The organism is Lysobacter sp. CCNWLW3, assembly GCF_036697405.1.
Taxonomy (GTDB): Bacteria; Pseudomonadota; Gammaproteobacteria; order Xanthomonadales; family Xanthomonadaceae; genus Lysobacter.
Genome location: NZ_JBAHWA010000001.1, coordinates 376862 through 397463, shown reverse-complemented (window position 1 = coordinate 397463; position 20602 = coordinate 376862). Strand labels below are relative to the sequence as shown.

General features: G+C 65.7%; 17 protein-coding genes. 11 read left to right on the top strand and 6 right to left on the bottom strand.

Annotated features, from left to right (window positions below; all coding sequences use genetic code 11):
- Positions 1-71: 71 nt before the first annotated feature.
- From tssE to V1318_RS01770, 5 genes are all read right to left on the bottom strand, one after another.
- Positions 72-560: a type VI secretion system baseplate subunit TssE gene (gene tssE, locus V1318_RS01790; protein WP_332937211.1), complete on the bottom strand. Its 489-nt coding sequence runs from the start codon at positions 558-560 to the stop codon at positions 72-74.
- A 181-nt stretch (positions 561-741) separates the two neighbouring features.
- Positions 742-1284, bottom strand: coding sequence for a type VI secretion system tube protein Hcp (locus tag V1318_RS01785; protein WP_332937209.1), 543 nt, complete (start codon positions 1282-1284; stop codon positions 742-744).
- Positions 1285-1600: 316 nt separating this feature from the next.
- Positions 1601-3091, bottom strand: a complete 1491-nt coding sequence (tssC, locus tag V1318_RS01780; protein WP_332937207.1) for a type VI secretion system contractile sheath large subunit — start codon at positions 3089-3091, stop codon at positions 1601-1603.
- Positions 3092-3096: 5 nt separating this feature from the next.
- Positions 3097-3597 (bottom strand): type VI secretion system contractile sheath small subunit, encoded by a 501-nt coding sequence (gene tssB / locus V1318_RS01775; RefSeq protein WP_332937205.1) that lies wholly within the window; start codon positions 3595-3597, stop codon positions 3097-3099.
- A 35-nt stretch (positions 3598-3632) separates the two neighbouring features.
- Entirely contained in the window at positions 3633-4229 is a 597-nt protein-coding gene (locus V1318_RS01770; protein ID WP_332937203.1) for a hypothetical protein, read from the bottom strand.
- Positions 4230-4438: 209 nt separating this feature from the next.
- Here V1318_RS01770 and tssJ point away from each other — a divergent pair, with 209 nt between their 5' ends.
- The 4 genes from tssJ (at position 4439) to tssA (ending at position 8439) form a co-directional block, all read left to right on the top strand.
- Positions 4439-5014, top strand: coding sequence for a type VI secretion system lipoprotein TssJ (gene tssJ, locus V1318_RS01765; RefSeq protein ID WP_332937201.1), 576 nt, complete (start codon positions 4439-4441; stop codon positions 5012-5014).
- A gap of 93 nt (positions 5015-5107) precedes the next feature.
- On the top strand, positions 5108-6442 hold the full coding sequence (gene tssK / locus V1318_RS01760; protein WP_332938302.1) for a type VI secretion system baseplate subunit TssK: 1335 nt from the start codon (positions 5108-5110) through the stop codon (positions 6440-6442).
- 85 nt (positions 6443-6527) lie between these two features.
- Entirely contained in the window at positions 6528-7313 is a 786-nt protein-coding gene (locus tag V1318_RS01755; RefSeq protein WP_332937199.1) for a DotU family type IV/VI secretion system protein, read from the top strand.
- Positions 7314-7371: 58 nt separating this feature from the next.
- Complete coding sequence (gene tssA / locus V1318_RS01750; RefSeq protein WP_332937197.1) at positions 7372-8439, top strand: type VI secretion system protein TssA; 1068 nt, start codon at positions 7372-7374, stop codon at positions 8437-8439.
- Between the two features lie 63 nt (positions 8440-8502).
- Here tssA and V1318_RS01745 read toward each other — a convergent pair whose 3' ends face one another.
- Positions 8503-9396, bottom strand: coding sequence for a M15 family metallopeptidase (locus tag V1318_RS01745; protein WP_332937195.1), 894 nt, complete (start codon positions 9394-9396; stop codon positions 8503-8505).
- Between the two features lie 292 nt (positions 9397-9688).
- Between V1318_RS01745 and V1318_RS01740 the strand changes: the two genes are divergently transcribed.
- The 7 genes from V1318_RS01740 to V1318_RS01710 all read left to right on the top strand — a co-directional run bounded on the left by V1318_RS01740 (position 9689) and on the right by V1318_RS01710 (position 20584).
- The gene (locus tag V1318_RS01740; protein WP_332937193.1) at positions 9689-10540 is read left to right on the top strand and encodes a hypothetical protein; all 852 of its coding nucleotides are present in this window, start codon (positions 9689-9691) and stop codon (positions 10538-10540) included.
- A 127-nt stretch (positions 10541-10667) separates the two neighbouring features.
- Positions 10668-14471 (top strand): type VI secretion system membrane subunit TssM, encoded by a 3804-nt coding sequence (tssM, locus tag V1318_RS01735; RefSeq protein WP_332937192.1) that lies wholly within the window; start codon positions 10668-10670, stop codon positions 14469-14471.
- A complete protein-coding gene (gene tagF / locus V1318_RS01730; RefSeq protein WP_332937191.1) occupies positions 14422-15486 on the top strand; it encodes a type VI secretion system-associated protein TagF in 1065 nt (354 codons plus the stop codon). Before tssM ends, tagF begins: the two co-directional genes overlap by 50 nt.
- Before the next feature lie 118 nt (positions 15487-15604).
- Positions 15605-16384: an OmpA family protein gene (locus V1318_RS01725; protein WP_332937189.1), complete on the top strand. Its 780-nt coding sequence runs from the start codon at positions 15605-15607 to the stop codon at positions 16382-16384.
- Between the two features lie 192 nt (positions 16385-16576).
- On the top strand, positions 16577-18811 hold the full coding sequence (tssI, locus tag V1318_RS01720; RefSeq protein WP_332937186.1) for a type VI secretion system tip protein TssI/VgrG: 2235 nt from the start codon (positions 16577-16579) through the stop codon (positions 18809-18811).
- Positions 18812-18827: 16 nt separating this feature from the next.
- On the top strand, positions 18828-20459 hold the full coding sequence (locus tag V1318_RS01715; RefSeq protein WP_332937184.1) for a hypothetical protein: 1632 nt from the start codon (positions 18828-18830) through the stop codon (positions 20457-20459).
- Positions 20456-20584: a hypothetical protein gene (locus tag V1318_RS01710; protein ID WP_332937183.1), complete on the top strand. Its 129-nt coding sequence runs from the start codon at positions 20456-20458 to the stop codon at positions 20582-20584. Before V1318_RS01715 ends, V1318_RS01710 begins: the two co-directional genes overlap by 4 nt.
- Positions 20585-20602 lie beyond the last annotated feature (18 nt).

Here is a 20602-nt window from a genome sequence, read left to right as displayed (position 1 = left end):
CCGGCGGTGCGAGCTCATGGCCCGAGTCCGCAGGCCATCGCCGGCGAGCCGGCCCAGATGCGGTGCCGGCCTCATGCGACCGCCGGCCGGCGCAGGCGGCTCACGGAATACTGCAGCGTGGTGGGCTGCAGCATCGCGTCGAAGCTCACCGGTTCGCGCGCCGGCTGCACGTCCAGCAGGCCGTGGATGGCGAAATGCAGGCCGCCGGAGCCGCGGCCGTTGCGTTCCAGGGAAACGCGCACATTGTGCAGGCGCGGCTCGTGCCGCCCGATGGCTTGTTCCAGAGACCTGCAGATGGCCACGCGCTCGAAGGCATTGGCCAGGCTCATCGACGAGAAGTCGACCAGCCCGTAGGTCATCAGCGATTGCTGGCATTGGGGGAAGGCCTTCAACAGGTCTTCGGAGAATGCCGCGCGACTGTTGAGCAGGCTTTCCAGGTCGCGGGCCACGGATTCCTTGTACTGCTCCAGCGACAGTGTCTTGAACATGCCGCTCGCACCCGGGTTGCGTGGCTCATCGTCGAACAGGCGTTCAAGCAGGCTGGGGTCGAGTCCTTTCATGATCCTGGTATGGCGGGGCAGAGCCGGCGGGAATGCTTCGCGCGATCGGGCCGGACCCCTGCCCTGGCTCAGTCTGGGCTGGCGGTCGGCGCGAAACCGATGCGGTCAATGCAACGGGCGCAACTTCCGCGCCCGTTGCTGCAGGAGATGGCTGGGGGAACCGCCATCGGCCGGCATGTACTCAGACGCTGTACGTCGGCTTCGCCAGGGCAAAGCTGTACTGCGCCACGGCGTTACCGCCCGCGCCGCCCTTCGGCAGCATCTGAGTGTAGGTCTGCTTGATCGCGCCCACGTTCAGGCGAACGTGCTCTTCCAGCACGCCGTCCGCACCGTTGCGCACCTCGACCTCGCTGACGACGACGTTGAGCGCTTCGATCACGCAGTACTCGATGTGCTGGCCTTCCTTGCCGTCCTGGCGGGTCAGCGCCAAACGGATCTTGGCCCACACCGTGCCGTTCGCCGCCGCCTGAAACAGGCCGGTGGACGCGAGGTCGGCGCTCTTCACGAACTCGATACCCTCAAACACCGAACGAGACGAACTTTGCCCGCCCGCAGACGACACGGTGGCGGACTTCGGTTGCTTGATGTTCCAGCGCACGGAGGACAGTTCGATCTCGTCCTTGTACTTCTCGACATGCGACTCGCCCTTGATGGCCTTGTTGTCGATGTTGAGGAAGGCGCTGATGGGTTGCTTGGTCGCTTCGATCTTCTCATTGATAGCCATGAATATTTCCTTTTCGTCCATGTGACATGAGTGATGAGTGGATACGTCTAAGAACCGCCAAAAATTCGAAGTTGCTGCAAATACGGCCAATTCGGGGGCCACTGACCCCAGTTGAGGGAAGGCCTGCTGCGCACTCCGTGCTCGCAGACCTCTCGGGACGAAACCCGTCCCGCCTCCTGGGCGAGCTTACCGCCGCGCCCTTTGCCACAAGCTGTCCAAAACTTGCGGGAGCCTGCTCAGGGCTCATGTTGCTCCGTGCGGCGTTTCGCGCCGGGTTGCCGTCGTCGAGCGCGGACGGCAACCCTTGCGGGCGCGATCAGCCCTTCTTCGTGCCTGCCGGCAGCTCGGCCACCAGGCGCAGCGAAACCGATAGTTCGTCCAGCTGGAAGTGCGGGCGCAGGAACGCCACGGCGCGATAGACGCCGGGACGGCCCGGGATCTCCGACACCTGGATCGATGCCTCGCGCAGCGGATGCTGGGCTTTCGCCTCCTGGCTAGCGTTGTCGTCCAGCAGCACGTACTGCGCGATCCAGCGGTTCAGGAACTCCTCGACGTTTCCCGCCGAGGCGAAACTGCCGATCTTCTCGCGCATCATCGCCTTGAGGTAGTGTGCGATACGCGAGATCGAGAAGATGTACTGCAATTGCGCGGATAGCGACGAATTCGCGTTGGCCGAATCGGTGTTGTACTTGCGGGCCTTCTGCGTCGACTGCGCGCCGAAGAACGCGGCGTAGTCGGTGTTCTTGCAGTGCACCAGCGGAATGAAGCCCAGGTCGCTCAGCTCCTTCTCGCGGCGATCGGTGATGGCGATCTCGGTCGGGCACTTGAGCGCGACCTCGCCGTCGTCCGTGCGGAAGGTATGGGTCGGCAGATCCTCGACCAGGCCGCCACCCTCCACGCCGCGGATCGCCGCGCACCAGCCGTAGTTCTCGAAGGCCTGGGTCAGGCGGGCGCCGAAGGCGTACGCCGTGTTGCACCATAGGTACTTGCTGTGGTCGGCGCCGTCGACGTCCTCGACGAAATTGAAGCCTTCGACCGTGGTCCCGTCCTTCGGGTTGTAAGGCAGGCGGCCGAGGAAGCGAGGCAGGGTCAGGCCGACGTAGCGGCTGTCCTCGCCGTCGCGGAACGACTTCCATTTCGCGTACTCGACCGTGTCGAAGATCTTGGCCAGATCGCGCGGCTTGCCCAGGTCGGTGAAGCTCTCCAGCCCGAACAGCTCTTCCGAGGCGGCGCTGATGAACGGAGCGTGCGCCGCCGCGGCGACGTGCGACATCTGCTCGATGAAGTACATGTCCTCCGGCGAGCGTCCCAGCTGGTAGTCGCCGATCAGGGTGCCGAACGGCGAGCCGCCGAAGGTGCCGAACTCTTCCTCGTACACTTTCTTGAACAAGGCGCTCTGGTCGAAGTCGATCGCGGACTTGAAGTCCTTGACCATGTCCTTCTTCGGCGAATTGAACATCTTGATCTTCAGCGTGGTGCCGGTAGAGGTCTGTGAGCACAGGTAGTGCAGACCGCGCCAGCTGCTTTCCAGCTGCTGGAACTCCGGGTGATGCATGATCGCGCTGACCTGCTCGGAAATGATTCCGTCCAGCTCCGCGATGCGGGCATCCAGCGTAACGCCGAGGTTGTCCGAGACCACGACCGTGCCTTCCAGCACTTCCTTGGCCAACTCGGAAATCAGGTCCTTGGCGCGTTGGTGCTCGGTGGTCGACTTGGCCACCTTGCTCTGCTCGACGATCTGGTCCAGCAGGCTGAACTCGGCGACGTCCGCAGCGGCCTGCGTGGCGGTGGTTGCATTGGGAGTCATGGACTTTACTCCTGCCCTTCTTTGCTGAGCTTCTTGAGCTGCTCGGTATTGCTCAACACATCGCTGAGCAGATCCTCGAGCTTTTCGTTGCCGGCCATCTTGTTGCGCAGGTCGGCCAGCTTGGTGCGGGCTTCCAGCAACCTGCGCAGGGGCTCGACCTGCTCCACCACCGCTTCGGGGCGGAAGTCGTCCAGCGTCTTGAACTTCATTTCGACGGCGAACTCGCCGCCTTCGTCGCCGATCTTGTTGGGGACGCGGAAGGCGGCGCGCGGCGAAGTGGCCTCCAGCACCTGATCGAAGTTGTCCATGTCGACGCTGACGAACTTGCGATCCTTGATCTTCGGCAGCGCCTGCTCGGGCTTGCCGCTGAAGTCGCCGAGCACGCCGACCACGAAGGGAATTTCCTTCTGCTCGATGGCGTCGCCCTTCTCCACGTCGTAGGTGAGCTGGACGCGCGGAGGGCGGACCTTCTGCAGCTTTTTCTGGATGCTTTCCTTCTTCGACATTGCTATCTCCTGCAAATCCCTGTCGTGTTGTGAGGTCAGCCGCCGTTGGTGTCGTCGAACGGATTGGCGTTGACGGCGGGCTTCGGCGCTGCGGCCTTGGGGCGCGCTTTGGGGCGTTTGGACTTGACGGGGCCGGGGCCGCCTTCGTATGCGTTGACGAATACCGCCGACCCCATCGTGGCCCGCATGGTCCGCGCCAGCACCTCGGCTTCCTTGCGGGCGGTGGGCGAGTTGAGGCCACCGTTGGCCTGCAGGCGCTGCAGGGACTGCGCCGCGACGCGCAGGCCGCCGACGGTCAGGACGCTGTCGGCGATCTTGTCGCTGGGGTCGCGGCGCAGCACTTCCTCGGCGGACACGATGGCGCGGCCGTAGTGGCCGGCGTCGAACTGCAGCTGCGCCCTGCGGACCCAGGGCTCTTTGCGAGTGGGGTCGGCCTGGGCCGCGTTATCGAAGCCGATCAAAGCGTCTTCGACCTTCCCGGCCCTGGCGAAGGCCTCGGCCTTCTTCATCAGCGGCTCGTAGTCGCGGGTGCGCGGCTTCTTGGCCGCGAACGCATCGCCGCCGGCGGTCGCCAGCAGCGCGGCCACCACGATCATGGCGACCTTGCGTTGAATGAACGGGAACGATTTCATGACGCCACCTCCTTGTGTACCCACCCATCCAGTCAACTCGGGTGTTAGCGAAATATTAGCGACAACTCGACACGTGCTTAACGTGACATAGGTCATGCGCGCAGGATAGTCAGATCGTGCGCTTTCCCATCAACGGTATAGTAGTCTTCTTGCCAGCGTCAACGTGACTCGTCGTCACGGATGCGTCACCCACTACGAAGAGTCGACAAATGGACTTGCATTCTCTCCGGCAGATTGCGTATGCAGTGCTATGTGGCGTTCTGGTACTGCCCCTGGCCGGTTGCGGCAAGGCCATGGAGCTGGCCGGACTGAAGACGCCCCAGCCAAAAGAGCGCGTGGTTCCGCTGGAACTGCTTGCGGCGCAAAACCTGAATGCGGGCAATGGCACAAAAGGATTGGCGTTGGTCGTTAAGGTTTACCAATTGAAGAGCACCACGGCCTTCGATCAGGCGCCCTACTCGGCGTTCCTCGACGAGAACAGCGAGAAGGCGGCCCTGGGTTCCGACCTGGTCAAGGCGACCGAAATCCTGGTGATGCCGGGCCAGGATCACGAGTTGGTCGAGCGGGTGGCGCCCGACGCCGGACAAATCGGCATCGTCGCCTTGTTCCGGACGCCCGCGGCGGTGCGCTGGCGGTTCACGTTCGACACCAAGAAGGCAGCCAAAAGTGGCATTCGGTTGGGGCTGCATGCCTGCGCGATGACGACCACCAGCGGCGACGCGCTGACCACCAAACTGGCGACCGAGGTACACAGCCTGTCGGGTGCGACCTGTCCGCGAGGATAGTGAAGACGTCGTCGACACCGCCTGCCCCGCGGCTGACGCAGCGGCCGGCAGGCCACCATGGATGAACAAGGAAGAGCTCTGACTGTGAGCAGGATGTCCAAAGTGTTCTGGGGCGAGGGATTGTTTCTGCGCCCGCAGCATTTCCAACGGCAGGATGCGTACCACGAAGCGCGGTTGCAGGATGTCGCCGCCGCCTTGCACCCGTATGGCTGGGGCGTGCGTTCGGCCCGCTTCGACGAGCAGAGCCTGGCCAGCGGCACTCTGCGTGCCCTGCAGTTGTCGGCGATCTTTCCGGACGGTGAGATCTATCACGCTCCCGCGGACGACGAACTGCCCGAGCCGCTGGCGTTGACCAGCCTGCCGGCCGGCGTCCAGCACACCACCATCCACCTGGCCCTGCCCTTGCTGAAGGACCACGGCGGCAACTGCGCGATCGCCGGCGAATCGTCCGCGTCCCGCTTCGTGCAGGCCAATCGCGCGACCAGCGATCTGTACACCGACGCCGGCGAAGCCGAACTGTCCTACTTGCGCAAGAGCGTGCGCCTGCTCACCGGCGAGGAGCCGCGCGACCCGTTCAGCACCGTGCCGATGGCGCGGGTGCGGCGCACGGCGACCGGCGGCTTCGAACTGGACGAAAGCTTCATCGCGCCGAGCATCACCATCGCCGCCTCGTCGGTGTTGCAGCTGGAGCTGCGCCGGCTGCTGGACGTGCTGCAGGCGAAGGTGGACGCGCTGTACGGCCATCATCGCGAGCCCTCGCAGCACGTCATCGAGTTCCGCTCCGGGGATATCGCCTCGTTCTGGTTGCTGCATACCGCCAATTCGGCGTTCGCGGCATTGGGGCACCTGTTCAGGCATCCGGGCCTGCATCCGGAGCGACTGTTCGCCGAACTGCTGCGGCTGGCGGGCGCGCTGCTCACCTTCTCCAAGGCGTATTCGCTCGCCGACCTGCCCGCTTACGACCATGCCCAGCCGCAGGACGGCTTCGACAGGTTGTTCGCGATGGTCCGCGAACTCATCGACACGGTGATCTCGGCGCGCTATTTCCAGATCGCGCTGAACGAGGTCAAGCCCTCGTTCCATCTGGGGCGGCTGGACTCGCAGAAGATCGACGAGAAATCCCAGTTCTATGTCGGCGTGTCGGCCGATCTGCCCGGGCCGGAGCTGGTGCAGACGGTGCCGGTGCGGTTCAAGATCGGCGCACCGGACGACGTGGAGAAGTGCGTGCTGTCGGCGCTGCCGGGCGTGAAGATGACCCATGTGCCGCAGGTGCCGGCCGCCATCCCGGTGCGCCCCGGCAGCCATTACTTCGCGCTGGAACCGCGCGGGCCGCTGTACGAGCGCATGCTGAAGGCGCAGTCGGCCATGATCTACGTGCCGGCGGGCGTGCGCGAACTGAAGATGGAGCTGATTGTGCTGGCTCCATGAAGCCAAGGCCTCCGCAAGCGCGCCGGAGACGCTCGCCTGCGGATCAACAACGGTCTAGATGCAGGAAGCAGGAAGCAGGAAGTTCATGAACTACGACAATTCGTCCGTACCGCAACCGATGCCCTCGTTGAGCCCCGCCATGGCGGCGGCCGCGCCCTCCGCCGCGCCGGCGCGCAGCCTGCTCGACCTCATGTCCGAAGGCTTCTACCTGCTGATGCTGCTCAAGCGCGGGCAGTTGCCTAGCGACGAGGATGTGTTCGTGCAGGCGGTGCAGCGCTTCCTCGAGGGCGCCGAGCGCGGCGCGGCCAGGCTGAACATCCCGGCCGAAGACGTGTACGCGTCCAAGTACGCCTTTTGCGCCGCGGTGGACGAGGTCATCCTGTCGCAGCCGTCCGCGCTGCGCGATACCTGGGAAATCCACCCGCTGCAGCTGCGCCTGTTCGGCGAGCATCTGGCCGGCGAGCATTTTTTCGACCGCCTGGAACAGCTGCGCGCCCAGGGGGCGCCGCGCTTGCCTTCGCTGGAGGTATATCACTACTGCCTGTTGCTGGGTTTCGAGGGCAAGTACCGTCTGGAGGGCACCGAGAAGCTCGGCTACCTGACCGCCCGTCTCGGCGACGAAATCGCATTCCTGAAGGGCAAGCGCACCGGCTTCGCGCCGCATGCCCTGCCGCCGGACAGAATCGCGCATGCGCTGCGCCGGGTCGTGCCCCTGTGGGCGCCGGCCGCCTTGTTGGCGGTGGCCGGTATGGCGGCCTTCCTGCTGATGGATGGCCTGCTGGAGCGCAACACCGAACAGCGATTGTCGGCCTACAACAACGTCGTGCAGATGCCGGCGCGTACCGCGCATCTGACCATCACCCTGCCCTAGCGCCGCGCTGGGACAAAGCTACGCCGGATCGACGCTCGCCATACGCAGGAAGCAGCCCATGACCTCGCTGGAAGAACTCCTCGCCCCCATTTCCGACGCCGCTCCGGCCGGCGAGGACCTTTCCTTTTCCGCCGATTTCGACGCCGTCGCCGAGGCGCGGCGTGCCGACGATCCGACCCTGGAACAAGGCGAATGGGTGACGGATCTCAAGTCCGCCGACTGGCCCGGTGTCGCCCATCGCTGCACGAAGCTGCTGCGCGAGCGCAGCAAGGATCTGCGGCTGGCGTCGTGGCTGGCCGAAGCGCAGATGCAGACCCATTCTTTCGCCGGCCTGGCCGACGGATTCAGGCTGACGGCCGGCTTGCTCGAGCGGTTCTGGGACGACGTGCATCCGCAGGTCGAGGACGGCGACCTGGAGCAGCGCATCGGCAACGTCAGCTGGCTGCTGGCGAACGCCGAACAATGGGTCCGGCGATTGCCCTTGGTGCAGTCCTCGCAAGGTCGCTACGGCTTGCTCGACTTCGAAGCGGCGCGCAACCGTCGCAGCGAGAACGATCCCGGCAGCGGCTTGTCGATGGAAAGGTTCGAGGCCGCGCGACGCGAAACGCCGCACTCCTTTTACGTCCGCCTGGCGACGACGGTGCCGGATTGCCAGGAGGCGCTGGCGGCGCTCGAACGGGTTGTCGATGCCCGGCTGGGCCAGGACAGTCCCAGCTTTGCCAACCTGCGTGAGCAGATGCAACTGGTTCGGGACGCCGCGATGCGTTTCGCCCGGGAGGCAGGCGTGCTGCTCGACGGCGGCCAGGACGTTGCGCCCGGTGGCGCGGCGTTCGGCGAGCCGGTAGCGGCTGCCGCCGTGGAGAATAACCTCGCCGCTCCGCCGCCTTCCGCCAACATGAACCTTGCGATCAACAACCGCCGCGAGGCCATCGCCCAGCTGCGCCGGGTGGCCGAATTCTTCCGCCAGACCGAACCGCACAGCCCGGTAGCCTACCTCGCCGAGAAAGCCGCACGCTGGGGCGAAATGCCGCTGCATGTCTGGCTCAAACGGGTGGTCAAGGATCACTCCACCTTGGAGCACATGCTGGAGACGCTGGACGCCGAATCCGGCACGAGCGACGACTGACATCGGCGGCCCGAGCGCTTTGGACCCGCGGCCCGTTCAGGGCGATGGATCCGGACCGGGCGCTCAGCCGTACCCCGCCCTGCTGCGGGCGTCGCGGCATGCCGCCTTGGCTTCGACGTGGACGTAGTCCTTGATCGAGCGCCAGTTGCCGCCCCAGCTCAGGCCCGCTTGTTCCGCGAGTTCGCCATAGAGGAAATAACCGTCTCGCACCCAGCGATCGTTCATGTTCCACTGCAGCTTGCCGTTCTTCAGGATCGCACTGTCGACCGCCAGCCCGTACTGGTGGCAACTTTGCCCTGCCTTGGCCCGGGTCGCTTTTCCGCCGGCCGCCAGCTCGGCCTGTCGCGCGGGACTACGATATCCCTCGACCAGGGCCATCTCGTAGCCGCGCTGCTTCATGACGGTGTAGATGACCAGCACGCGTTGCTGGAAGGCCGCATCGATCGCATCCCAACGGCGATCGGCGCTGACGATCTTGTCGGGTATCAGTTCCGCCGCGACTTCGCCCAATTGCCGCCGTTCGGCCTCGGCTATCACGAACACTTCCGGCGGCAGCGGCGGTGGCGGCACCAGGCGCTCGCCATTCAACAGTTCGACGATCTGGGAATTGCCGGTGGCGTCCGTATAGCCGGTTTCGAACGACTCCAATTGCACGTTGTCGTTGCGGATCAGGAACACGGCCAACGGCGGCAGGCCGAGCAGCATGAACGCGACCAGCAAGGGCCAGCGATAGCGAAACAATGTGCCCGCCATGCGATTTCCCGCCGCGCGAGTGGCACGGGAAGACTCGCCGACCCGCGTAGCCGCCCTCGCGTTTGCGCGTCCGAATAGCGCGCCCAGCTTCCGGCTCACGCGGCTCAGATACGCGTTTGCGCCTTCACGTGCCGACGGAAACATCAGCAGCCACACGGCCGCTACCGTCAGGATCAGAAACATCGCCATAACGATCGCGATCACAGTTTCCTCAAATTCATGAATAGGCAGCGTAAGCTCTGGTCTCGCGTTGACGGCGACCGGATCACTGCCGTTAGAATGCAAGCGGACATACATGTCCGTGCAAGGCCATACAGGAAAGGAGTCCGCCTTGGATCGGCAAAACGTCAAGCCGAGTCGCCCCAGCCTTCTGGCGAACAGCGATGCGAGCGCTACAGGAAGAGATCCCGGAGCGGGCCGCATCCTAGCAGACGTGGAGCAAGGCGGATCGCGTCGATCGGCTGCTCGCGATGTCCGTCGACGGCCGGCGTTCGCGATGGTCGCCATCGCGGTGTTGGCATTGAGCGCGCTTTTCGCATGGAGCGTTTTCGACAACGCGTCCCGTCCAGGCGCCGCGGCGCAAGCGCCTGCATCGTCGGCCGCATCCGCGTCCGCCCCGCCCGATGCGGCCGGCCCGCGCCCGGTCGAGTCGGCGTCGGCCTCTTCCGCTGCCGATACAGCGACCATAGTCGATACCGACAATCCGTTCGGCGGCAAGTCCGTGGCCGCCACAACCGGCCCCAATCCTTTCGGCGAGACGGCCGCTGCCCAGCGGCCGGTCAAACGCGCCAATCCGTTCGCTAGCGCGCAGGTCCCCGCAAAACGGCCCGAATCGGCGCGCAAGCCTGGCGTTGCGGCGACGGAACCGAAAGCGGCCGCGCAGCGCAGCGCCCCGCCCAAGGCCGCGCCGGCGACGCCGGTCGAAGCCAAGAACAAGGGCGATGAAACCGCGCTGGGAAATTCCTTGCTGGGCAACATCGTCACGGCCGAAGCGCCGCCGTTGAATCCGGTTCGCGCCGCCCCCGTCTCCCTCGCCTCGCCTGCGGTGCAGGCGCTCGCGTCTCCTGCCGCGGCGGAGGGCGGGCTGATCGTTGCGCGCCCGGAGACGAAACTGGTCCGGCCGTTGACCGGCTCCGATCACGAAGCCTTGGACGCCCTGATCCAACAAGTCGATCCGCAACAGCGCGCCAAGCCGATGGCCGCCGATGAGCCCCTGGCGCGCGCCGAGAAGCTGCAGCGCGATCTTCGCCGTTGCCCCAAGGCAAATACGACGGCCGGTATCGACTGCCGTATCAAGGCCTGTCGCGACTATGGCGAGAAAGACGCCGCCTGCGCGGTGAAGCACTGAGCGATCGATCTCGCGATCGCCTGTCCGGGCAGTCGCCCAGAGGTCGGCGGCCGTCGGCAATCCCGTTGCACCGAACCAGCGAAATCCACCCGATCCAGCCCGAGCCGGAAGTACGACGAACCCGATGATGAGCAAGCTTCGCTATTGGTTGATGGACTACCGCATCCGTATCGCCCTGGTCGCCGTACTGGGCGTGGCGGTTGCCGCTTTCGGGTTCGAACGGCTCACGTCCTGGGGCGGCTGGCTTGCGATCGCCGCGATCGCCGTGTTGTTCCTGTGGCTGTTGTGGTGGACGGTCAAGAGCTTCCGCGCCCATCGCGCCGAACGCAGGCTGGAGCGGATCGTCGCGACGCAGGCGGACCAGGCAGTGGCCACGGCCAAGCCCGCCGCCCGCGCCGAGACCGAAGTGCTGCGCGAGCGCATGAGCGAAGCCATCAAGGCCATCAAGTCTTCCAAGCTCGGCGTGATGAAGGGCGAAGCGGCGCTCTACGAACTGCCGTGGTACGTGATCATCGGCAACCCCGCCGCCGGCAAGAGCACCGCCATCCTCAACTCCGGCTTGCGGTTTCCGTTCGAAGACAACCGCAGCAACGTCATCCACGGCATCGGCGGCACGCGCAACTGCGATTGGTACTTCACGACCGAAGGCATCGTCCTGGATACGGCCGGTCGCTACACCGTCAATGCCGAGGATCGCCAGGAGTGGTTCTCCTTTCTCGGCCTGCTGAAGAAGAACCGCCCGCGCGCGCCGATCAACGGCATCATCATCGCCGCCTCGATCGCTGAGCTGTCCGCCAGCAAGCCGGAGTTCGCCATCGAGCTGGCCAAGAACCTGCGCCAGCGCGTGCAGGAGCTTACCGAGCGCCTGGAAGTGTTCGCGCCGGTGTACGTGGTATTCACCAAGGCGGATCTGATCTCCGGCTTCGCGGATTTCTTTCACGGCCTAGACCCGAGCGAACGCGAAGGCGTTTGGGGCGCGACCCTGCCCTACGACCCGAAGGGCGAGGCCGAGGCGCTGTCCGCTTTCGACAAGCATTTCGACGAGCTCAGCGAAGGTTTGAAGGAAATGAGCGTCACCCAGATGGGCCTGCGGCGCGGCCGCGAAATGCCGCCCGGCCTGCTGACGATGCCGCTGGAGTTCTCCGGAATCAAGCCGGCCCTGCGCACTTTCATCGCCACGCTGTTCGAAGAGAATCCGTATCAGTTCAAGCCGGTGTTCCGCGGCTTCTACTTCACCAGCGCGCTCCAGGACGGCGTTGCGGTGCAGCCCACCTCCGAGCGGATCGCGCAGCAGTTCTCCTTGACTCCGCGCGTCGGCGCCGGCGAGACCAATCCGCATAGCGACAAGGGCCATTTCGTCCTCGGCCTGTTCCGCAAGGTGATCTTCGCCGATCGCCAACTGGTGCGGCGCTACGCCAGCCCGAACTCCATCAAGCTGCGCTATGTGGCGTTCTTCGCCTCCGTGGCGCTGCTGGCGGTCGCATTGACCGGATGGACGGTGTCGTACACCGCCAACAAACAACTGGTCAGCAATGTCACGGCCGACCTCGACAAGGCGGTCGCCTTGCAGCAGGGCAAGTCCGACCTGAAGTCGCGCATCGACGCGTTGCTGGTGCTGCAGGACCGGCTGACCCAGCTCAAGGCCTATCGCGACGACCATCCGCTGCAACTGGGGCTCGGCCTGTACCAGGGCGAGCGGATCGAAGCCAAGCTGCGCGAAGAGTACTTCAACGGCATGCGCCAGCTCATGCTGCAGCCGGTGGCGGCGAAGCTGGAGGGCTTCCTCGCCCAGGTGCATGCGCACCGCGGCGATCTCAAGCCGATCCCGGTCGGCGCTGCCGGCGAGGACAAGTCCGTCGCCGCCGTCAGCAGCGACAGCCTCTACCAGGAGCCGGCGGCGGCCAATCTCGACGACGCCTACAACGCGCTCAAGACCTACCTGATGATCAGCGACAGCAGCCGCAGCCACATCGAGGCGGCGCATCTCAACGATCAGCTGACGCGCTACTGGCGCAGCTGGCTGGAAGCCAATCGCGGCACCGTGCCGCGCGAAAGCATGAGCCAGGTCGCCTCGAAGCTGATGTCGTTCTATGTCGCCGAAAGCGCCGAGCCGAACTGGCCCCTGGTGGAATCCAAGTTCAATCTGGTCGAACAGGCTCGCGCCGCCCTGGGCCCGGTGATGAAGGGCGCGCCCGCGGTGGAGCGGGTGTTCGCGCAGATCAAGCAACGCGCGCAGGTGCGGTTCCCGCCGATCACGGTCGACAGCCTGCTCGGCGAGGATGCGAGAAAGAGCGGCATGGCGGGCAGCTACGCCATTCCAGGCGCGTTCTCTCGCACCGCGTGGGAACAATACGTGGAGGACGCCATCGAGGAAGCGTCGCGCTCGCAACTGTCCAGCACCGATTGGGTGCTGGAGCAGACGGTGACCAGCGACCTGAGCCTGGCGGGGAGCCCGGAGCACATCGCCAAGGAACTGGCGACGATGTACAAGGCGCAGTACGCGCTGGAGTGGCGAAAGTTCATGCGCGGCGTGAGCGTTCCCGAGTTCGGAACCTTCGAACAGGCGGCGACGCGCATGGGCTCCTTGGCCGATCCCGCGCACTCGCCCTTGCGCAAGCTGCTGGAAGCGGTGAACCGCGAGACCATCTGGGACAACCCCGGCGCCGAGGTCGCGGCCAAGGGGCTGGCGAAGAAGGGCCTGATCGAGTGGTTCAACCGCGTGGTCATGCGCCGCAACACCACCGGCATTCCGATGCGGATCAACCCGGCCACCGGCAAGCAGGAGCCGGTGCCCACGGGACCGATCGGCACCGAGTTCCGCGGGCTGGCCCGCCTGATGGCGCCGCGCGACAGCAACCCGCCGCTGATCGACGACTACTTCGCGGCACTGGGCAAGCTGCATACGCGTCTGAACGCCATCAAGACCGAAGGCGACCCGGGACCGGGCGCGCGCAAGCTGATGCAGGACACGCTCGAGAATCAGAACTCCGAGCTGGCTGAAATCGCCTCGCTGGTGGACGAGCAGATCGTGTCCGGTCTCAACGAGACCCAGCGCGAGGCGCTGCGCCCCTTGCTGATGCGGCCGCTGATCTCGGCTTTCGCCGCCCTGGTGCGCCCGGCCGAAGGCGAGATCAACCGCGCCTGGACCGAACAGGTCTACACGCCGTTCCAGTCCACCCTCGCCGGCAAGTACCCGTTCAATACCGGAGCGTCGGTGGAAGCCGCGCAGGCCGACATCAATACGGTGTTCGGCGCCAGCGGGGCGATCGCCAACTTCAGCAAGGACGCCTTGGGGCCGCTGGTCATCCGGCGAGGCAATGCGATCTCGCCGAGGCAGTGGGCGCAGATGGGCATCGCCTTGCGGCCGGAATTCACCACTAACCTCGCCATCTGGGTCGCCGGTGAAGGCAATGGCGCCGCCGCCGCCGGCCCGACGGCCATCTTCGAGGTGATGCCGCTGCCCGCCAGCGGCCGCGAGTACACGGTCGTCGTCGACGGCGACACCCTGCGCTATCGCAACACGCCACCGGCCTGGAAGACCTTCCAGACCCCGGGTCCCGGTGCGCCCGGGGTTTCGGTCAGCGCGGTCACCATGGACGGCCGCACCGTCGAGGTCTTCAACTCGCCCGGTCAGAACGGCATGAAGCGCCTGTTCGACGCGGCCCAGCCGGTGTCGCTGGGCAAGGATCACTACCGGCTGACCCTGGGCAATAGCGAGGCCAGCGTCGCCTTCGAATTGCGCGTCATCAGCACCACGCGTGCGGCCGCGCCGACGACGGTGGGATTCAAAGGCCTGCAATTGCCGCCCACGGTGGCCGGTGCCGGCGCCGCCGTCACCCCCGGCGCGCCCTTGACGGCGCCGGCCGGCACGATAGCGGCCGGTGCGGCCCCCGCCGTCAACGCGGCTCCCGCCGCCACGGAGGCCCGCTGACATGGTGGCGGCCGCTGAAACCGCGCTGTCGGTGAGCTATTTCGGCAAGCTGCCCACCCGCGGCGACTTCGTGCGCACGTCCGAAAGCCATCCCTTGATGGGGCTGCTGGACCGTTGGGCCGGCCAGGGCGTGGAATTGTTGACGCAGGATCCCGGCTGGAAGCAGCTCTATGACGAAGCGCAGCCCATGCACTTCGCCTTCATCGGCTCGCGCAGCCGGCTCGGGATCGGCGGGCACTTCCTGCCCAGCCGCGATGCGACCGATCGCCGCTTCCCCTTCCTCACCGCCACCCGGCTGGAGCTGAACCAGCCGCTGGGTTTCATCGGCCGCAGCCCGCTGGCCTTGTCGCGGCTGTGGTCCACCCTGGCCCGCCTCAGCCGGCAGGCGCTGGCCGCGGCGGATGCCGGCGAGCCGTTGCGCGAGCTCGCGGAAAGCCGCGTGGGCATGGTCGCCGACCACGCCGTCTACGATGCTCCGTTCCACGATTTCCTCGATCTGCAGGACGTGGGCTCCTTGCAAGCCCTGCTGCGCGAGTCCGGGCATCCGCAGTTGCTGCTGAAGTGGACGCTGCCTGCGTTGGGCGTGCTGTTGCAGCCGGTGCTCGCCGGCGGTCTGGCGCAGGTGGACAAGGGGCTGTCGCTGCCGCTGCCGCGCGACGCCCTGTACCGGCCGCTGGTGGCGGCGTTCTGGCTGGACCTGGTCGCCAGCTTCCTGGTAGACGCCGATGTCGAACTGGCCATCCTGATCAAGGAGGCGACCAGAAACGGCGCCCGGGTACCGGAAGGCCCGCGGCTTTTCATCGGCTTCCACGGCGCGGACAGCCGCACCCTGCAGGCTGCGCTCGATCCGCAGATCGCCGCCGACCGCATTATCCGGGTGGACGATGCCGAATGGATCGAGGGCTATCTGGCCGAGGACGCCGCGCTCAGCAGATTGGTCAGCTATCTGGAGCGCGATGAACTGTCGATGCGCACGGCGCGCACAAGCTTCGGCGAAACCTTTCTGGGAAAATGATATGTGCATGCCAGTCCAATCGCCCCGTGCGCCTGCCCTGCCCCGCGTTTCCAGCGGCCACGCGCTGGATCGCGCCCGGCACTCCGGTGTCGGCGAACGCCGCCGCTGGTCGCGCGCCATGCCCGGACTGTTCGCCAGCCTGACGCTCGCCTGCGCCTGTGCGTTCGCGCAGGCGCCCACCGCCGTCAGCGCCCCCGCGACCGCCCCGGCCGGCAAGCCCGTCATCGCCAGCGGCGCGGTACCCGACGAAGCCACCAAGCAGGTGGTGCTGGGCAAGCTGCGCGCCCTGTACGGGGCCGCAGCCGTGGTCGATCGCATCGAAGTCGACGGTTCGCTGATCGCCCCGCCCAACTGGCGCGAGCATGTCGGCAACCTGCTCAGCCCGAGCCTGCAGCAGGTATCGCAGGGGGAACTGAGCATCGCCGGCAACGCCGTCACCATCAGCGGCCAGGTCGGCAACGAGGCCGCTCGGCAGCAGGTCGCCAGCGAGCTTTCGACCTCGCTCAACTCGACCTACGCGGTGACCAACCGACTGCGCGCGGCCAAGGTCAACGTGCTTCAGGCCACCTTGGCCAACCGCATCATCGAATTCGAGAGCGGCAGCGCGACGCTGACCTCCGCCGGCGCCACGATACTCGACGAGATCGTCGCCGCTTGGGCCCAAGTGGGCAGCCGCCCCGTGCAGGTGATCGGGCATACCGACAGCGCGGGCCCTCATGAAAAAAATGTGGCCCTGAGCTACGCCCGTGCCAGCGCGGTCAAGTCCTATCTGGTCTCGCGCGGCATCAATGCCACCACGATCACCGCCCAGGGCGCCGGTCCGGATCAACCTGTCGCCGACAATGCCACCCCCGAAGGCCGCGCGCGCAACCGGCGGATCGAATTCCGTGTGCTGTGAAGTGCATGGGCAACATGAACAGATCGCTATTGGATACCGCTCCACAAGGATGGTCGTGCAGCACCGGACCCACAGCTTCAACCGCTTCACGATGACTTAAGTACTCCAACTTGAATTCAATGCGGTAAAACACGGCGGCCTGGATCGGGTCGCCAGAGCCACGAGGACGAACCTGTGTACGGATACAGTGAAATGTTTGGCAAGGTGGTCGAACTCAATCAGGACGCGCGTCTGCTGCGGGTCAAGAGCGCGATAGAGCCGGAACCCTTCGCTGTGCGAAAGCTGAAGGGAACGGAGACCGTATCCAACCCCTTCGAGTTCCAGGTGGAACTGATCTCCACCGATGCCCGCATCGAGCTGAAGGAGGTGGTGGGCCACCCGCTGCTGTTGAGCCTGCGGACCGATTTCGGCGATCGCCATTTCCACGGCTACGTGAAGGAGTTCGCGCGCCTTGGCACCGACGACGGGCTCACCAACTACTCCGCCACGGTCTCCCCTTGGTTCTCCTTCCTCGACTACACCAGCAATTGCCGCATCTTCCAGGACAAGACGGTGGTGGAAATCGTCGAAGAGGTCTTCGGCGGCTACTCGGACTTCGCCGCGTACAAGTTCGTGGTGGAAGAAGGCAAGTACCGCAAGCTGCCCTACTGCGTCCAGTACAACGAGTCGGATTTCGCCTTCGTGTCGCGGCTGCTGGAGGACGCCGGCATCTGGTACTACTTCACGCACGACGCCGACGATGGGCATCGCATGATGCTGCTGGACGATTCCACGCGATGCGAACAGATCGAATGCCGCGCGCCCGTGCGCTTCCATGGCGACGAGGGCCTGCTCAACGAACGCTGCCTGGACCTGTGGGAGGCGCGCAGGACCGTCACCGCCACGGTGGAATCGAACAAGACCTTCGACTTCAAGAGCAATCCCAAGGCCGGCAGCAAGGCGCTTTCCGGGCAACGTCCGCTGGAGGTGCCGCGCGGTCTTCTTCCCACCTTCGAGCGCTACACCTACAGCGGTTCGGCGCGCTTCGACTCGACCACGGCGGGCGACGATCTGGCGGAAATCCGCGCGCAGGAACTGGCCTGGCCGACCAAGGTGTTCCAGGGCGCAGGCGATCATCGCAACCTGGCCGCGGGCCGCTACTTCGTGCTGGATGGGCACTTCGAGCATGCGGAAGCCGATGCGGGCGAACGCAGCTTCTTCGTCGTCGGCGTGAACCACGAGGCCGAGAATAATTTCTCCGACGACCTCGGTCGCGCCGAAGGGCTGAACTATCGCAGCCGCGTGATCAGCCTGCGACGCAAGATCCCGTTCCGCCCGCAGCGCGTCACCCAGCAGAAGCCGATGCCCGGCCCGCAGACCGCGACCGTGGTCGGCCCCCCGGGCGAGGAGATCTACGAGGACAAGTACGGCCGCGTGAAGGTGCAGTTCCACTGGGACCGCCAGGGCGAATTCAACGACAAGAGCTCGTGCTGGGTGCGCGTCTCCAACCCCTGGGCCGGCGAAGGCATGGGCGGCGTATCGGCCCCGCGCATCGGTCAGGAGGTCGTGGTGGATTTCCTGGACGGCGATCCCGACCGTCCGCTGATCGTCGGGCGGGTCTACAACGAGGACAACCCGCGCCCGCACGGCGGCGAGGTCAGCGGCATCAAGTCCAAGACGGTCAAGGGCGAAGGCTACAACGCGCTCACCATGACCGATACGGCCGGCTCGCAGAGCATGGACCTGCATGCTCAGAAGAACATGAGCACCATGGTCTTGAACGATCAGGCCAACACCATCAAGAACGACCAGACCACCGATGTCGCCAACAACCAGACGGTCACCATCGGAGCCGATCGCAGCAAGACCGTCAAGGGCAACGAAACCAACGCCGTCACCGGCAATCGCACCAATACCGTCAAAGGGACTCAGACGGCGACGGTCACCGGCGCGGTGACCGAAACCTTCGAGAACGGCCAGACCCTGACCATCCCGGCGGTGGGCTACACGGAAACGATCACCGGCCCCTTGGTCACCACGTTGACCGGCGCCTATACCAGCAACCGCACCGGCGCCTGGAGCGAGACCGTGACCGGTGCTTCCGTCCGCAGCGTCACCGCGGGCCATACCGAGAATATCCAGGGCGGCCGCAACATCAACGTCACCGGTGCTTATGCCCGTTCGGTCGATGGCGCCGTCGACGACTTCAACAAGGGGGCCCGCTCGGTGACGGTGGACGGCAATCTCGAGCACGGCGTCACCGGCACCCATGCCGCGTTCTCGACCGGCGAAATGAGCCTGGGCTCCGGGGCCGTGCTGAAGTTGGGCGTGGGCGGTTCGGGCATCGAGATCAACAACGGCGAGATCACCATCACCAGCAACGGCTCGACGGTGAAGATCAATGCCGGCGGCGTGACGGTGAACGGCGCCAAGATCGACTTGAACTGAGCGCGAGTAGCACCCGATGAGCAAAAGTCCGGTTGAAAAACGGCTCGAACAGCTGCGTGACCTGTGGCTGGAAGCCAGTGAGAACGCCTCGTTGCGCCTGGCGATATGGCGCGCGCCCGACAATGCCCGCCGCATGCTGTCCGCGTTTTTCGAAGCCCAGCAGCATCCGGGCGAATGGAACACGCCGGATGCGTTTCTGCGCCTGGACGTCCCCTTCGAAACCAGTTGGGACTACAGCCGTGCACTGAAGCGCACCCTGGTGACCGGATTCGAGGAGAACCGCCAGACACTGAAGGACCAGGGCATCGAGCCGGACTGGCCTGCGGCTTCGCAGCAACAAGCGGACACCGCCGCCGGCTTCATGGCGCTGCTGAACTCCTTCGCCGAGCACTACCGCGATCATTGGCGCCACGTCGTCGTGGTACTGGAGCCCGAACGCGTCACTTCGGCGGAGGCGTTCGAGGCTTGGCTGGGCGCGGCGTTGGGTGCTCCCGCAATGCGGGAGCCGCAGGCGCGCGTCCGTATCGCGCTCGTCGACACGAACGAGCATCCCGCCTGGCAAGCCCTGGCGGGTCGGCACATGAACGCGGCGCGGGTGATCGACGCCCCGGTCGACATGTTCGACATCGCCCGGGCGACGGCCGCGCAGTCGGGCGGCAGCGGCCCGCAGGTCGCGCATCGCCTGGCGCTGACCGATGTCATGACCTCGCTGGAAAAAGGCAGTGCCGCGCAAACCTCGCTGCGCGCCGACAAGGCGATGAAGGTGTGCGAAGCCGAGCGATGGCACGACCAGCAGGTAGTCCTGCACATGGCCGTCGCCGGCGCCCACCTCAAGGAAAAGCAGCAGGGCGATGCGATCAAGCGCTATCGTCTCGCGCGCGAATGCGCCACGCGCGCGGAGGCGGCGCAACATCCCGCCGGCGGCACGCTGGTGCTGCAGACATGGTTCGGCGAGGCCGGCGCCTGGCTTTCGGCCGGTCAGTACGCGCAGGCCGCCCAGGCGTACAAGCAGGCGGTGGAGGCCGCCAGGCGCATCCCCAACGTATTGTTCGTGATGGAGGGCTTGCGCATGGCGGCGTATTGCTACGCCAAGGACGGGCAGCGCCAGGCCGCGCTCGACCACGGTTTGCAAGCGATCGGCGAAGCCAAGCCGTTGTCGGCCGAAGACCGTGCGGCCACGACGTTTCCGCTGCTGTTGCAGGACCTGCTGCGCCTGCAGGACGCCTCGCGCACGGAAAAGATCGAGCGCGCGGCCACCCGCTACCAGGACTCCGTCGCCGTCACGCACAAGGACATGGAGGCGAAAGCCTCGCAGCTGGGTCCCAACCCCTCGCCACAGGAATTGACGAAGCTCGATCTCCTGCTCGAAGCCAAGCTCGAAGCGGTCTTTGCCAAGCTATGCGAGGAACGGGAGGCGTTGATCGCTCGCGGGGACGTTTTCTTCCGCAAGCTGGTGGCGGTGGGCCGCGATTTCCTTCATCCGGGCTGGAACGGCTTGCCGGATGTGAAGCATCCGCTCGACAAGGATATGGCCGAGTGGAGTTCGCCGCCCCCGTTCGGAGTGCTGCCTGATGCGAGCGAGCTCACCGATCCCTCCGCGCCTGCTCGTTCCGCTCCGCTGCCGGCGCCAGCGGAGAGCGCAGCATGAGTCGACGCAATATCGCGATCCTGGTGATCGCGACCCTGGTGGCCATGGCCTTGGTGTACTGGCTTGGTCACGACAGCAGCAATGAGGCGCGTGCGTTTCTTCGCGCATTGAAAAGCGCGCTGTAGGCCCGCCGCAGAGGTTGA

Bases quoted from the DNA above. Each gene is read 5' to 3' on its own strand.
- V1318_RS01710 (WP_332937183.1), top strand. From the start codon at position 20,456: ATGAGTCGACGCAATATCGCGATCCTGGTGATCGCGACCCTGGTGGCC.
- tssI (WP_332937186.1), top strand. From the start codon at position 16,577: ATGTTTGGCAAGGTGGTCGAACTCAATCAGGACGCGCGTCTGCTGCGG.
- V1318_RS01755 (WP_332937199.1), top strand. From the start codon at position 6,528: ATGAACTACGACAATTCGTCCGTACCGCAACCGATGCCCTCGTTGAGC.
- tssM (WP_332937192.1), top strand. From the start codon at position 10,668: ATGAGCAAGCTTCGCTATTGGTTGATGGACTACCGCATCCGTATCGCC.
- V1318_RS01785 (WP_332937209.1), bottom strand. From the start codon at position 1,284: ATGGCTATCAATGAGAAGATCGAAGCGACCAAGCAACCCATCAGCGCC.
- V1318_RS01770 (WP_332937203.1), bottom strand. From the start codon at position 4,229: ATGAAATCGTTCCCGTTCATTCAACGCAAGGTCGCCATGATCGTGGTG.
- tssK (WP_332938302.1), top strand. From the start codon at position 5,108: ATGTCCAAAGTGTTCTGGGGCGAGGGATTGTTTCTGCGCCCGCAGCAT.
- V1318_RS01740 (WP_332937193.1), top strand. From the start codon at position 9,689: ATGGTCGCCATCGCGGTGTTGGCATTGAGCGCGCTTTTCGCATGGAGC.
- V1318_RS01725 (WP_332937189.1), top strand. From the start codon at position 15,605: ATGCCCGGACTGTTCGCCAGCCTGACGCTCGCCTGCGCCTGTGCGTTC.
- tssA (WP_332937197.1), top strand. From the start codon at position 7,372: ATGACCTCGCTGGAAGAACTCCTCGCCCCCATTTCCGACGCCGCTCCG.
- tssJ (WP_332937201.1), top strand. From the start codon at position 4,439: ATGGACTTGCATTCTCTCCGGCAGATTGCGTATGCAGTGCTATGTGGC.
- V1318_RS01715 (WP_332937184.1), top strand. From the start codon at position 18,828: ATGAGCAAAAGTCCGGTTGAAAAACGGCTCGAACAGCTGCGTGACCTG.
- tssE (WP_332937211.1), bottom strand. From the start codon at position 560: ATGAAAGGACTCGACCCCAGCCTGCTTGAACGCCTGTTCGACGATGAG.
- tssC (WP_332937207.1), bottom strand. From the start codon at position 3,091: ATGACTCCCAATGCAACCACCGCCACGCAGGCCGCTGCGGACGTCGCC.
- tssB (WP_332937205.1), bottom strand. From the start codon at position 3,597: ATGTCGAAGAAGGAAAGCATCCAGAAAAAGCTGCAGAAGGTCCGCCCT.